A 14,072-nucleotide genomic window follows, 5' to 3' on the forward strand; every position below is an offset into this window, starting at 1 on the left:
AAGCAAAGCCCGTGCCGACTCGCTACCTGAGTGGCAACGAAAGGCTGAAACGTTAAGGAGTCTGGCATGGCGGGTGTTATGGATTCGGTCAACCAGCGCACGCAGCTGGTGGGGCAGAATCGCCTGGAATTGCTGTTGTTCCGCCTCAATGGCGAACAGCTTTACGGCATCAATGTGTTCAAGGTCAGGGAAGTACTGCAATGCCCTGCGCTGACCTTGCTGCCCAAGGCGCACCCTGTGGTGCGTGGCGTTGCCAATATTCGCGGGGCGACCATCCCGATCCTCGACTTGTCGATGGCCACCGGGTTGCGGCCGCTGCAGGAAGACACGCGCAACAGCTTCGTGATCATCACCGAGTACAACACCAAGACCCAAGGTTTCCTGGTGCATTCGGTGGAGCGCATCGTCAACATGAACTGGGAAGAGATCCATCCGCCACCCAAGGGTACCGGCCGTGATCACTACCTGACCGCGGTCACCCGGGTGGACAAACGCATGGTCGAGATCATCGACGTGGAGAAGGTGCTGGCCGAAGTGTCGCCGTCGTCCGAGTCGGTATCGGCCGGTGTGATCGATGCCGAGGTGCAGGACAAGGCGGTGTTGATGCGGGTGCTGACCGTCGACGACTCGTCGGTGGCGCGCAAGCAGGTCAGCCGTTGCCTGCAGACCGTAGGGGTCGAGGTGGTGGCGCTCAATGATGGCCGTCAGGCTCTGAACTACCTGCGTCAGCTGGTGGATGAGGGCAAAAAGCCGGAAGAAGAGTTCCTGATGATGATCTCGGACATTGAAATGCCGGAAATGGACGGCTATACGCTAACCGCGGAGATTCGCAGCGATCCGCGCATGCAAAAGTTGCACATCTGCCTGCATACTTCGCTTTCCGGGGTGTTCAACCAGGCAATGGTCAAGAAGGTCGGTGCCGATGACTTCCTGGCCAAGTTCAAGCCGGACGACCTGGCCCAACGGGTGGTCGACCGGATCAAGGCAGCGCATTGAAGCAGCCGGGGGCATGCCCCCGGCACCAGTGATTGAAAAGAGGCGGCAGTAGTGTCTACGGGTAATTTGGATTTCGAACAGTTCCGGGTCTTCCTGGAGAAAGCCTGTGGCATCCTGCTGGGCGAGAATAAGCAGTATCTGGTTTCCAGCCGTCTCAACAAGCTGATGGAACAACAGGGCATCAAGAGTCTGGGTGAGCTGGTGCAGCGCATTCAGGCCCAGCCGCGCGGCGGCTTGCGCGAGCAGGTGGTCGATGCCATGACCACCAACGAGACCCTTTGGTTTCGCGACACCTATCCGTTCGAAGTGCTGAAGAACAAGGTGATCCCCGAATTCATCCGCAACAACCCCGGCCAGCGCCTGCGCATGTGGTCGGCGGCCTGTTCGTCGGGGCAGGAGCCGTATTCCATCTCGATGGCAATCGACGAGTTCGAGCGCAGCAACCTTGGCCAGTTGAAGATGGGGGCGCAGATCGTCGCCACCGATCTCTCCGGCACCATGCTGACCAACTGCAAGACCGGCGAATACGACAGCCTGGCGATTGCCCGCGGCTTGTCCCAGGAGCGCCTGCAGCGCTACTTCGACCCCAAGGGGCCGGGGCGCTGGGCGGTCAAGCCAGCGATTCGCAGCCGTGTCGAATTCCGCTCGTTCAACCTGCTCGACAGTTATGCCAGTCTGGGCAAGTTCGACATCGTGTTCTGCCGCAATGTGCTGATCTATTTCTCGGCGCAGGTGAAGAAGGACATTCTCTTGCGTATTCACAGTACCTTGAAGCCGGGTGGGTATCTGTTCCTCGGGGCTTCCGAAGCCCTGAACGGGCTGCCTGACCATTACCAGATGGTGCAGTGCAGTCCGGGGATCATCTACCAGGCCAAGTAAGGTATGCCTTGAAGGGGGTGGCGTTTGTGAGATCGAGCGCCGCCCGCGCGGCGCATCGCGAGCTGCGCTCGCTCCTACGTTTGTTTCGGGCCGGTATCCCTGTTGCAGACGCGCGCGACCGCCTTGTTTGTACTGCGCGATATCGAGCCATGCACCCAGGCGTTCGCGCGCAAATCCCACAGGAATAATTGGCCCGAAACAAACGTAGGAGCGAGCGCAGCTCGCGATGCGCCGCGCGGGCGGCGCTCGATCTCCCAGGCGAAACCCTTCTGTCGCCGAACAATGACGTCAATTTTTTGTTTTGCCGCTTTTGCCGCCCGGCAATTGCCGCTTTCGCGGCCCAAGGCGGAAGTCCTTTGCCGCTTTTCTGGCATCACTCTGACACCACCTCGCCCTGCAGGCCCGTATTTCCGGGCTTTTCGTTGGTTGGCACAGCCCTTGCTATACCTTGCTCAACGAAATTCCGGTCAACCTCTGAAGGTTTCCCTGACATGAGCATCAGCTTCGACAAGGCGCTTGGTATTCACGAAAAGGCTCTGGGCTTCCGCGCCCAGCGCGCTGAAGTGCTGGCCAACAACATCGCCAACGCCGACACGCCCAACTACAAGGCGCGTGATATGGACTTCGCCTCGGTGCTCGCAGCCGAAAGCGACAAGCAGCAGAGCGGCGGCCGCTTCAGTCTTGACCGTACCAACAGCCGGCACATCGAGGCTGAGGGCCTGGCCATGGCTGATGAAACCCTCAAATACCGCACGCCGCTGCAGCCGTCGATCGACCAGAACACCGTGGATGCGCAGATCGAGCAATCGAACTACACGGAAAACGCGATTGGCTTCCAGGCCAGCTTCACCTTGCTCAACAGTAAATTCAAAGGGCTGGTTTCCGCCCTGCGGGGAGAATGACCATGTCCCTTTCCAGTGTCTTCAACATTGCCGGTAGCGGCATGAGTGCACAGAACACGCGCCTGAACACCGTGGCGTCCAACATCGCCAACGCCGAGACCGTGTCTTCGAGCATCGACCAGACGTATCGCGCCCGTCACCCAGTGTTCGCCACCACCTTCCAGAATGCGCAGGCCGGCAGCAGCCAGTCGCTGTTCGAAGACCAGGGCGAGGCAGGGCAGGGTGTGCAGGTAAAAGGCATCGTCGAAGACCAGAGCACTCTGGAAGCACGCTACGAGCCGAATCACCCGGCGGCGAACAAGGACGGCTACGTCTACTACCCGAACGTCAACGTGGTCGAGGAGATGGCTGACATGATCTCCGCCAGCCGCGCGTTTCAGACCAATGCCGAGCTGATGAACACGGCCAAGAGCATGATGCAGAAAGTGCTGACCCTGGGGCAGTGATAAGGAATTCAGAGCATGGCAATCGATACTAACGGTGTGAACCTCAATGACGTGCTGTCGGCGTCGGGTGTGGGCACCAGCACCAAGAAGACCACGGACACCGCATCCAAGACCGGCAACGATTCGCTCGGCAAAGATGCCTTTCTGCAGCTGCTGGTCACCCAGATGCAGCACCAGAACCCGCTGGACCCGCAGGACAACGGTGAGTTCGTTGCCCAGTTGGCACAGTTCAGCAGCCTCGAAGGTATTACCTCGCTGAACGAGTCGGTCAGTGCCATTACCGGCTCCATGGCCTCGTCCCAGGCCTTGCAGGCGTCGTCGCTGGTTGGGCGTTCGGTGGTGGTGCAGAACGACAAGGCCGTGGTCGACACCGCCGAAAGCTTCAATGCGCAGTTCGTTGTGCCGCAAGCCATCGGCGAAGCGAAGATCACCATCAAGGACAAGGACGGCAATACCGTCAAGACCATCGAGTTGGGCGAGCAGAAAGCCGGTTACGCCGATTTTATCTGGGACGGTACCAACAACAGTGGCGAGAAAGTCGACCCTGGCACCTACACCTTCACCGCCAGCACCACGGTGGACGGCAAGTCGGTGCAGATGAGCACGCTGCTGCCGGCCAAGGTGACAAGCGTCAGCTTCAGCGCCGCCGGCGAAATGGTGCTCAACCTTGCCGGTGTTGGCAAAGTGTCCCTCTCCGACGTGCAAACCATCGGTATCTAAGGCCCGCTAGTGCGGCAAAAGGAGCGAATTCATGTCTTTCAATATCGGCCTTAGCGGTCTGTACGCAGCAAACAAGCAGCTGGATGTCACCGGCAACAACATCGCCAACGTCAACACCACTGGCTTCAAGTCGTCGCGTGCCGAGTTCGCCGATGTCTACGCAGGCTCCAACCGCCTGGGTGTTGGCAAGAACCAGGTGGGTAACGGGGTGCGCCTGGCAGCCGTTTCCCAGCAGTTCACCCAGGGTGACGTCAACACCACCGGCAACGTGCTGGATATGGGGATTCAGGGGCAGGGCTTCTTCGTGCTGTCCGATAACGGCTCGCGTGTTTACACCCGTGCGGGTGCTTTCCAGGCCAGCAAGGACAACTTCGTGATTACCTCGGACGGCCTGCGCCTGCAGGGCTATGCCGCCGACTCGACTGGCAAGATCCAGAAGGGCGTGCTGACCGATCTGCAGATCGATACGTCTGCGCTGCAGCCAAAGGCAACATCGCTGATCGATCAGGGCATCAACCTGAATTCTTCGGCCGCCGACATCCCGCTGGAAGTCGACGATGGTAGTGGTGCGATGGTGCCGAACCTGCCGTTCGATCCTTCCGATCAGACGACGTACACCAAGTCGTTCCCGACCAAGGTCTACGACAGTCAGGGTAACGAGCACACCATGGAGCAGTTCTATCGCAAGACTGGCACCAATGAGTGGACCATGTACACCTTGGTAGACGGACGCAACCCGTTCGACCCGGCCTCCACTGTGCCGCTGACCGGCACCATCAGTTTCAATAGCGATGGTTCGGTCAGCAGCATGACTGCCGATAACACCGGGCACCCGGCGGGCGCTTCGTTCACGGTGAACAACAACACCTTCACCATGACTGGCTGGGTGCCGGCGGTGGAAGACTCTGCAGGTAACTGGGCGTCGAATGGCGCAGTTGGCAACGCCGATGGCATGCGCCTGGCGATGAACAGCACCTCCTCCTACAACACCGAGACCGCGCGCATGTCGCAGTCGCAGGACGGTTACGCGACCGGTATTCTGTCGAGCCTTAGCATCGACTCGACGGGCGTGCTGTTCGCCAGCTTCAGCAACCAGCAATCCCGCGCCATTGGTCAGGTAGCCCTGGCCAGTTTCGCCAACGAGCAGGGCCTGCAGCAGATCGGTGGTACCCGTTGGACGGAAACCTACACCTCCGGTATTCCGGGCATCGATGCGCCGAAGACCGGTACCCTGGGCAGCGTCGAGTCCAATGCACTGGAAGGCTCGAACGTGAACCTGACGCAGGAGTTGGTCGAGCTGATCAAGGCGCAGAGCAACTACCAGGCGAACGCCAAGACGATCTCCACCGAAAGCACCATCATGCAGACCATCATTCAGATGGCCTGATGGTTTCTGGTTGAGCGTGTGTGGATGAACCCCTTTGTCGTGAAGGGGTTCGTCGTCTTTGCCGGAGGGGTCATGAAACGGCTTTTTGTCACATTGATCGCTACTTTTTGCCTGTACCAGGCCCATGCCGGTACCGCGCCCTGGTGGCGTTGGGAAAGCCAGGTGGATGGGCGACTGGTCTGCTCGCAATGGTCGCCAGGCGATGGCTGGAAGAAATTCGCCGGTCCCTACAGCAATGGTGGTTGTCGTGAGCCTTGAGGAGGCCGGTGCAGGTTTGCCGTCATCGGCAACCAGGCGCCGGATAACCGGCGTTCAACATACCGGCGGCACCTACGAAAGCCCGTATTCACGGGCTTTTTCACGATTTCGGAAAGTTGGTTCGGAACTTGCTTTAGAGCCAGTACAGCAACGGCGAGCGGCAAACGATCGCCAGTGCAGCGGAGGATGACTGTGGACAAGATGCTTTACGTGGCCATGACCGGTGCCAGCCAGAATGCGCTGGCGCAGAAGGCGCACGCTAACAACCTGGCGAACATTTCCACCAACGGTTTCCAACGAGACCTGGAGCAGGCGCGCTCGATGCCTGTGTTCGGTGACAGCTTTCCGGCGCGTGCCTTTGCCATGACCGAGCGCCCGGGTACCGACTTCAGTGAAGGCCCGATGGTGGAAACCGGCCGTGACCTGGATGTGACCGTAAGCGGTAAAGGTTTTATCGCCGTGCAGGCGCCAGATGGCAGCGAAGCGTATGTGCGTACCGGTAGCCTGAACATCGATGCTCTCGGGGTGTTGCGTGCCGGCAACGGTATGCCTGTGCTTGGCAATGGCGGCCCCATTGCCATCCCGCCCGAGCAGAAGGTCGAAGTCGGCTCCGATGGCACTATCAGCATCCGCTCCATGGGCGAGGACCCGCGCGTGATGGCGGAGGTTGATCGCATCAAGCTGGTCAACCCCGACACCAAAGGCCTGACCAAAGGCCAGGACGGGCTGATTCACACCGCGTCCGGCCAACCCGCGGATGCTGACGTCAACGTGCGGGTGGTGTCAGGTTTCCTGCAGGGCAGCAACGTCAACGCTGTCGAAGAAATGACCTCTGTGCTGGCGCTGTCCCGCCAGTTCGAACTGCACGTCAAGATGATGAACGCGGCCAAGGAAGGCGACGAAGCCATGGCGCGTGTTTTGCAAATCGGCTAACCACATTTGAACGGGTGCCGTAAATCAGGCGCACGAGGAGAACACTAAATGCTTCCGGCTCTCTGGGTCGCTAAAACCGGCCTGTCCGCACAGGACACCAACCTGACGGTCATCTCCAACAACTTGGCCAACGTCTCAACCACCGGCTTCAAGCGTGATCGTGCCGAATTTCAGGACCTGCTGTACCAGATCAAGCGTCAGCCAGGCGCGCAGTCGACCCAGGACAGCGAGTTGCCGTCGGGCCTGCAGGTCGGTACCGGCGTGCGCATTGTCGGCACGCAGAAAAACTTCCAGACCGGCAGCTTGCAGACCACGGAAAACCCGTTGGACATGGCCGTCAATGGCCGTGGTTTCTTCCAGATCCTGCAACCTGACGGCACTGTTTCCTACACCCGCGACGGTACCTTCCACCTGAACTCCGACGGCCAGATCGTCAACGCCGATGGCCTGGCGCTGGAGCCTGCCATCGTGGTGCCGAACGACGCCCAGACCTTCACTGTCGGCCAGGACGGCACCGTGTCGATCACCACCGCCGGCAACCCGGCTGCGCAGGTTATCGGCAATATTCAGACCGCCGATTTCATCAACCCGGCTGGCTTGCAGGCGATGGGTAACAACCTGTTCCTGGAAACCGCTGCCAGTGGCGCACCCCAGGTCGGTACCCCGGGCCTGAACGGTTTTGGCACCACCCTGCAGCAGACGCTGGAGAACTCCAACGTCAGCACCGTGGAAGAGCTGGTGAACATGATCACCACCCAGCGTGCCTACGAGATGAACTCCAAAGTCATTTCCACGGCCGACCAGATGCTGTCGTTCGTTACTCAACAGCTCTAAACCCTGTCACTCAGCTGCGCCCGTGAGGTAAGTGTCATGAATCGTCTGTTGTCCGTTTTCGCCCTGGGGGGGGCGGTGTTGCTGGCAGGTTGCGTCGCGCCGACGCCCAGGCCCAACGACCCGTACTATGCGCCGGTGTTGCCGCGCACCCCATTGCCGGCAGCGGCCAACAACGGTTCGATCTATCAGGCCGGTTTCGAACAGAACCTGTACAGCGACCGCAAGGCGTTCCGGGTGGGTGACATCATTACCGTCACCCTCAACGAGAGAACTTCGGCCAGCAAGAACGCAGGTTCGCAGATCCAGAAGAACAGCAATGCCAACATCGGCCTGACGTCATTGTTCGGCACCACGCCGAACACCAACAACCCGTTTGGCAGTGGTGACCTGTCGCTGGAGGCCGGCTACAGCGGCGAGCGCGCCACCAAGGGTGACAGCAAGGCCACCCAGGGCAACACCCTGACCGGCTCGATTACCGTGACCGTAGCCGAAGTGCTGCCCAACGGCATCATCGCCGTGCGCGGCGAAAAGTGGCTGACCTTGAACACCGGTGAAGAGCTGGTGCGCATTGCCGGCATGGTCCGCGCTGACGATATCGCCACTGACAACACCGTGCCGTCCACTCGCGTGGCCGACGCGCGCATCACCTATTCCGGTACGGGCTCGTTCGCCGATGCCAGCCAGCCCGGGTGGCTGGACCGCTTCTTCATCAGCCCGCTTTGGCCTTTCTGAGTACGGATGACCATGTTCAACGTAAGGCAGCTGATTGCCGCAACCCTGCTTTTGTCCTGCGCCTTCGCTGCCCAGGCCGAGCGCCTGAAGGACATTGCCAGCATCTCTGGCGTACGCTCCAACCAGTTGATTGGTTACGGCCTGGTGGTGGGCCTCAATGGCACGGGTGACCAGACCACCCAGACACCGTTCACCCTGCAAACCTTCAACAACATGTTGTCGCAGTTCGGCATCAAGGTGCCGGCCGGTTCCGGCAACGTGCAGTTGAAGAACGTTGCCGCAGTGTCGGTGCATGCCGACCTGCCGCCGTTCGCCAAGCCGGGCCAGGTGGTGGACATTACCGTGTCTTCGATCGGTAACTCGAAGAGCCTGCGCGGCGGCAGCCTGTTGATGACCCCGCTCAAGGGTATCGACGGCAATGTCTACGCCATTGCCCAGGGCAACCTGGTCGTGGGCGGCTTTGACGCCGAGGGTCGTGATGGCTCGAAGATCACTGTCAACGTGCCGTCCGCCGGCCGTATTCCGGGTGGTGCCAGCGTCGAGCGTGCGGTGCCGAGCGGCTTCAACCAGGGCAATACCCTGACCCTGAACCTCAATCGCCCCGACTTCACGACCGCCAAGCGTATCGTGGACAAGGTCAACGACCTGCTCGGCCCTGGCGTGGCCCAGGCTTTGGACGGGGGTTCGGTGCGGGTCAGCGCGCCGATGGACCCAAGCCAGCGTGTGGATTATCTGTCGATCCTCGAAAACCTCGAAATCGACCCGGGCCAGGCGGTGGCCAAGGTCATCATCAACTCGCGTACCGGCACTATCGTCATCGGCCAGAACGTCAAGGTGTCGCCGGCGGCGGTAACCCACGGCAGCCTGACCGTGACCATTACCGAAGACCCGATCGTCAGCCAGCCCGGGCCGCTCTCCAATGGCCAGACCGCCGTGGTGCCACGTTCGCGGGTCAATGCCGAGCAGGAAGCCAAACCGATGTTCAAGTTCGGCCCGGGCACCACGCTGGATGAGATCGTCCGCGCGGTGAACCAGGTGGGCGCAGCGCCCGGCGACCTGATGGCGATCCTCGAAGCCCTGAAACAGGCCGGCGCCTTGCAGGCCGACCTGATCGTGATCTGAGGACGGTGCGGATGAACAGCAAAAGCCTGGTTTCCGGTGGTGCCGACAGCGGTGCCTACACCGACCTCAACCGCTTGAGTTCGCTCAAGCATGGCGATCGCGACAGTGACGCCAACGTGCGCAAGGTAGCCCAGGAGTTCGAATCGCTGTTCATCAGCGAAATGCTCAAGGCTTCGCGCAAGGCCAGTGATGTGCTGGCCGACGACAACCCGATGAACACTGAAACGGTGAAGCAGTACCGCGACATGTACGACCAGCAGTTGGCCGTGAGCATGTCCCGCGAGGGCGGTGGTATTGGCCTGCAGGATGTGCTGGTGCGCCAGCTGTCGAAGAAAAAGGCCAGCCAGGCCAGCACCAGCCCGTTTCCACGTATCGAGGGCAACGCCCCGGCGCTGTGGGGCAACAAGGTGGCCGAGCCCGTGCATGCCACCCAGTCGACCGCCACCCGCAACGACGTCGCTGCACTTAACTCGCGTCGTCTGGCGCTGCCGAGCAAACTCACCGATCGCCTGCTGGCCGGTATCGTGCCGTCGGCGGCCACTGCGAATACCGCCACTGTGCCTGCCCGTGACGGCCAGCAAGTGGCCAAGGCCTTCGCTGTGCCGGACACCGGCCTGCGCATTGTCGGGCGCGCCGTGGCCCAGCCACCGCTGGCGCCGAAAAAAGCTTTTGCCGACAGCGACGAATTCGTCGCCACCATGCTGCCGATGGCCGAGCAGGCGGCCAAACGCATTGGTATCGACCCACGCTACCTGGTGGCGCAGGCCGCCTTGGAAACCGGTTGGGGCAAGTCGGTCATGCGCAACACCGATGGCAGCAGCAGCCACAACCTGTTCGGCATCAAGGCGACCGGTAATTGGGAAGGCGGCGAGGCGCGGGCGATCACCAGCGAGTTCCGCGATGGCCAGTTCGTCAAGGAAACGGCGGCGTTCCGCTCCTACGATTCCTACCAGGACAGCTTCCACGATCTGGTCAGCCTGCTACAGAACAATTCGCGCTATCAAGATGCGGTGAAGGCCGCCGATAAACCGGAACAGTTCGTGCAAGAGTTGCAAAAGGCCGGGTACGCCACCGACCCGAATTACGCCAGCAAGATCTCGCAGATCGCAAGACAGATGAAGTCGTACGAGCACTACGCAATGCTCGATACCGCAACGAAACTTTAAGGGCATGGAACCATGGCGAGTCTGATCAACATTGGTATGTCGGGGCTTGGCGCCGCGCAATCGGGGATGTACACCCTCGGTAACAACATCGCCAACGCCGATGTCGAAAGCTACTCGCGCCAGCAGAACGTGCAGAAGACCAAGGGCGGCCAGCAGGTCGGCCAGGTGTTCATTGGCAGTGGTACCACCCTGGCGGATGTGCGCCGGGTTTACAACGCGTTCATTGAGAATCAGCTGCGTACCACTACGTCGCTGAGCAGCGAGGCGTCCTCTTACCTGGATCAGATCACGCCGCTGGATACCTCGCTGTCGAGTAGCGATACCGGCATCACCGCCGCGCTACAGAGCTTTTTCACCTCCATGCAGGATGCGGCAGCCAAGCCAACCGAAGACGCTTCGCGCCAGCTGTTGCTGACCAGTGCGCAGTCTCTGGCCAAGCGTTTCACTACCTTGTCGTCGCAGTTGAATCAGCAGTTGAGCAATATCAACAGCAACATGACGGCGATTACCGACCAGATTAACAACCTGACCAAGACCATCGCCGGGTTGAACGAGCAAATCGCCCGCGTGGGGGCTGTTTCCGGCCAGCCCAACGATTTGCTGGACCAGCGTGATGGCGCGGTGCGTGAGTTGAACAAGCTGATCGGCACAGATGTGGTCGAGCGTGACGGTACCTACGATATCTACCTCAAGAACGGCCAGGCGCTGGTGCTGGGTAATACCACCCAGACTGTGGGCGTGGAACCTACGGCGAGCGACCCGAGTCGTTTGAGCCTGGTGCTGAATCGCGGCTCGACCAGGATGGACATCACCAGCAGTGCCACCGGAGGCGAGTTGGGCGGGTTGATCCGTTATCGCAGCGAAACCCTCGACCCTGCGCTTAACGAGCTTGGGCGCGTGGCCCTGGTAGTGGCTGACCAGATCAACCGCCAGTTGGCCCAAGGTATCGACAAGGATGGTAATTTTGGCGCCACCCTGTTTGGTGACATCAACAGCGCCAAGGCCATGAGTGAGCGTAGCGTCGCCAAGCTGGGCAACAGCATCGGGTCCGGCAACCTGGATGTCAGCATCAAGGACACCGGCAAACTGACCACCAGCGACTACCAGGTGACTTTCACCAGCGCGACGGGCTACAGCGTGCGCAAGCTGCCGGAAGGCACCGAAATGGGCAGTTACGACCTTAATGACACGCCACCGCCGGTCATCGATGGTTTTACCCTGTCGCTCAACGGCGGCGGTTTGAGTGCTGGCGACAGCTTCAAGATAACTCCCACTCGCAACGCGGCCGCCAATATTGAGACGGTCCTCACCGATCCCAAGCGTCTGGCGCTGGCGGCACCACTGACCGCCACCAATGGTGCCGGCAACAAGGGCACAGGGGTGATCACCCAGCCGACCTTGACCTCGCAGCTGGATATCTACGACGCCACGCAGCGTTCGCAGCTGCAGGCAGGGCTCAAGTATTCCACCCCGGTCAAGCTGGTGTTCGGTGATGAAACCACTTCGCCCCAGGCTTACAAGCTGTTCGACGCCAAGGGTACGGAAATTGGTAGCGGTACTATCGTGCCGGGCCAGGAGAACAAGCTGCAGTTGTCAGTGCCGATGGTCGATGGCAGCGGCAATGCGACCGGTAGCAGCTTCACCTTTGAAATGAGCGTTTCCGGCGCGCCGCAGAACGGCGACAGCTACACCGTAGCGCTGACGGGGGCAGGCTCGGCCGATAACCGCAACGCCCAGTCGGTGATCGATCTTCAGACCAAGTCCACGGTTGAAGTGGGGGCCAACGGCAAGGGCATCAGCTTTACCGATGCCTATGCCAAGCTGGTATCAAACGTTGGCGGCAAGGCTGGCCAGGCGGAAATGGACAGTGATGCCACCAATGCGCTGCACAGTTCTGCGCTGGACAGCCGCAACAGCCTTTCCGGTGTGTCGGTCGATGAAGAGGTCGGCAATCTGGTCAAGTTCCAGCAGTACTACACCGCGTCGTCGCAGATTATCAAGGCGGCACAGGAAACCTTCACCACCTTGATCAATGCTCTTTAAGGAGGCGTAGACCATGCGCATTTCCACTTCGCAGTTCTACAGCAGCAACAGCGCCAACTACCAGCGCAGCTTCTCCAACCTCGACAAGACCCGGCAAGAGGCTTCTGACGGCATTCGGGTGCGTCGGGGGGCTGACGATCCGGTAGGCTCGGCACGTCTGCTGCAGCTGCAGCAGCAACAGAACATGCTCGACCAGTACGCCCGCAACGTTACCAATGTGCGCAACGCTCTGGGCACCGCAGAAAGCACGCTGAATGCGATTGGCACCATCTTGCAGCGTGTCAACGAGCTGGCTATCAGTTCGGGCAACGCCGGTTTCACCGACGCAGACCGCAAGGCCAATGCCACTGAGCTGGCGTCGCTGGAGGATCAGCTGTTCTCGTTGATGAACAGCAAGGATGAAAGCGGTGCGTACCTGTTCTCGGGATCCAAAGGTGATACACCGCCCTATGTGCGAAACGCTGATGGTACTTATACCTACCAGGGCGACCAGGGCAAACTGAACCTGCAAGTCGGTGACATGCTCACCCTGGCAGCTAACGAAACTGGCTACGATGCCTTCGAGCAAGCGCTCAATACCAGTCGCAGCGAAACCAGCCTGATGTCGCCGGGTACCGACGATGGCCGGGTCAACTTGTCCAATGGCCAAGTGAGCGGTAGCGCGACGTATAACGACCGCTTCCGCAGCGGCGAACCGTACACCATCGAGTTCACCAGCAGTACCCAGTTCAAGATCACCGATGCCGAAGGCAAGGACGTGACGCTGGAAGCCAGCCAGGGGGGCACCTTCGACCCCAATGGCAAGAACACCACGATCAATTTTCGTGGTGTTGACCTGCGCCTGGACATCACCCTCAAGGAGGGCGATGCAGGCGACCCTGATGCGGCCATTGCCGGCCATGTCTTTAGCCTGAGCTCCAAGGCAGATGAAATCAGCGGCACCCGTAGTGCAGGCAATAGCTCGTCGGCCCAGGTGACGGGCGCGACCATCACCGATGCGGAAAAGTACAAGTCGGCATTCCCTGAGGGTGCTGTACTGAAGTTCACCAGTGCTACCGAGTTCGAGCTTTATGCCTCCCCTGTGAGCGCAGACAGCAAACCGATTTCCACGGGCACGCTCAGTGGCAACACGGCGACCGCCATGGGGGTCGAGTTCACGCTTTCGGACACGCCGAGCGCAGGCGACAGCTTTGGCATCAAGGTCGACACGCATCAGACTCAGAACGTCCTCGATACCATCAGCCAGTTGCGTGCGGCGCTGGCCACTCCGGTCGATAACGATCCTGCCGCCAGGCAGAATTTCCTGGCATCGCTGGACTCGGCGATTGGCAACATCGCCAGTGCCACCAACCAGGTCAGTTCCTCAATATCGTCGATCGGCGGCCGTGGCCAGGCGATCGATGTACAGGTGGAAACCAATGAGGCCCTGAGTGGCGAAAACGCCAAGACCCAGAGCTCGATTCGTGAGAGCGACCCGGCCGAGGTGATGATTCGCCTTCAGATGCAATCCAACATGTTGCAGGCGTCGTTGCAAGCCTACGCAAAGATTGCTGGTCTCTCGCTGGTCAATTACATCTGAAGTTCGCGGGCATTTGCCAGTCATGCCGCAAGGGCACGCCGGACAGGGTTAATAATGACCGGCCGGTTTGCCCTT

At 60.3% G+C, this 14,072-nt stretch carries 15 protein-coding genes; 14 read left to right on the forward strand and 1 reads right to left on the reverse strand.

The annotated features are described in order from the left end of the window. Nucleotides 1-66: 66 nt before the first annotated feature. Nucleotides 67-996: a chemotaxis protein CheV gene (locus tag AC3B5Q_RS07280; RefSeq protein ID WP_021785150.1), complete on the forward strand. Its 930-nt coding sequence runs from the start codon at nucleotides 67-69 to the stop codon at nucleotides 994-996. Between the two features lie 51 nt (nucleotides 997-1,047). Continuing rightward, on the forward strand, nucleotides 1,048-1,875 hold the full coding sequence (gene cheR, locus AC3B5Q_RS07285) for a protein-glutamate O-methyltransferase CheR (protein WP_004575768.1): 828 nt from the start codon (nucleotides 1,048-1,050) through the stop codon (nucleotides 1,873-1,875). A 74-nt stretch (nucleotides 1,876-1,949) separates the two neighbouring features. Here cheR and AC3B5Q_RS07290 read toward each other — a convergent pair whose 3' ends face one another. Continuing rightward, nucleotides 1,950-2,219, reverse strand: coding sequence for a hypothetical protein (locus AC3B5Q_RS07290; protein WP_146050515.1), 270 nt, complete (start codon nucleotides 2,217-2,219; stop codon nucleotides 1,950-1,952). Between the two features lie 147 nt (nucleotides 2,220-2,366). On the opposite strand from AC3B5Q_RS07290, the gene flgB reads away from it, so the two are divergent. The 12 genes from flgB (at nucleotide 2,367) to AC3B5Q_RS07350 (ending at nucleotide 13,997) form a co-directional block, all read left to right on the forward strand. After that, nucleotides 2,367-2,777, forward strand: a complete 411-nt coding sequence (gene flgB / locus AC3B5Q_RS07295) for a flagellar basal body rod protein FlgB (RefSeq protein WP_021785151.1) — start codon at nucleotides 2,367-2,369, stop codon at nucleotides 2,775-2,777. A gap of 2 nt (nucleotides 2,778-2,779) precedes the next feature. Next, nucleotides 2,780-3,223 (forward strand): flagellar basal body rod protein FlgC, encoded by a 444-nt coding sequence (flgC, locus tag AC3B5Q_RS07300; RefSeq protein ID WP_012051596.1) that lies wholly within the window; start codon nucleotides 2,780-2,782, stop codon nucleotides 3,221-3,223. A 15-nt stretch (nucleotides 3,224-3,238) separates the two neighbouring features. Next, complete coding sequence (gene flgD, locus AC3B5Q_RS07305) at nucleotides 3,239-3,943, forward strand: flagellar hook assembly protein FlgD (protein ID WP_021785152.1); 705 nt, start codon at nucleotides 3,239-3,241, stop codon at nucleotides 3,941-3,943. Between the two features lie 31 nt (nucleotides 3,944-3,974). Continuing rightward, entirely contained in the window at nucleotides 3,975-5,330 is a 1,356-nt protein-coding gene (flgE, locus tag AC3B5Q_RS07310) for a flagellar hook protein FlgE (protein WP_021785153.1), read from the forward strand. Nucleotides 5,331-5,402: 72 nt separating this feature from the next. Next, entirely contained in the window at nucleotides 5,403-5,588 is a 186-nt protein-coding gene (locus tag AC3B5Q_RS07315) for a hypothetical protein (protein ID WP_080671168.1), read from the forward strand. Nucleotides 5,589-5,780: 192 nt separating this feature from the next. Beyond that, on the forward strand, nucleotides 5,781-6,521 hold the full coding sequence (locus AC3B5Q_RS07320; RefSeq protein WP_028696943.1) for a flagellar basal-body rod protein FlgF: 741 nt from the start codon (nucleotides 5,781-5,783) through the stop codon (nucleotides 6,519-6,521). Nucleotides 6,522-6,569: 48 nt separating this feature from the next. After that, nucleotides 6,570-7,355 carry a flagellar basal-body rod protein FlgG gene (gene flgG, locus AC3B5Q_RS07325; protein WP_012051601.1) on the forward strand — a complete coding sequence of 262 codons (786 nt, stop codon included), beginning with the start codon at nucleotides 6,570-6,572 and terminating at the stop codon, nucleotides 7,353-7,355. Between the two features lie 36 nt (nucleotides 7,356-7,391). Beyond that, nucleotides 7,392-8,087: a flagellar basal body L-ring protein FlgH gene (gene flgH / locus AC3B5Q_RS07330; RefSeq protein ID WP_021785156.1), complete on the forward strand. Its 696-nt coding sequence runs from the start codon at nucleotides 7,392-7,394 to the stop codon at nucleotides 8,085-8,087. Between the two features lie 12 nt (nucleotides 8,088-8,099). Further along, entirely contained in the window at nucleotides 8,100-9,209 is a 1,110-nt protein-coding gene (locus tag AC3B5Q_RS07335; RefSeq protein ID WP_028696942.1) for a flagellar basal body P-ring protein FlgI, read from the forward strand. 11 nt (nucleotides 9,210-9,220) lie between these two features. Beyond that, nucleotides 9,221-10,375 (forward strand): flagellar assembly peptidoglycan hydrolase FlgJ, encoded by a 1,155-nt coding sequence (flgJ, locus tag AC3B5Q_RS07340; protein ID WP_028696941.1) that lies wholly within the window; start codon nucleotides 9,221-9,223, stop codon nucleotides 10,373-10,375. Between the two features lie 12 nt (nucleotides 10,376-10,387). Beyond that, complete coding sequence (gene flgK / locus AC3B5Q_RS07345) at nucleotides 10,388-12,418, forward strand: flagellar hook-associated protein FlgK (protein ID WP_488392953.1); 2,031 nt, start codon at nucleotides 10,388-10,390, stop codon at nucleotides 12,416-12,418. A gap of 13 nt (nucleotides 12,419-12,431) precedes the next feature. Continuing rightward, nucleotides 12,432-13,997: a flagellar hook-associated protein 3 gene (locus tag AC3B5Q_RS07350; RefSeq protein ID WP_488392954.1), complete on the forward strand. Its 1,566-nt coding sequence runs from the start codon at nucleotides 12,432-12,434 to the stop codon at nucleotides 13,995-13,997. Nucleotides 13,998-14,072 lie beyond the last annotated feature (75 nt).

The organism is Pseudomonas sp. D5(2026) (genome assembly GCF_057766845.1).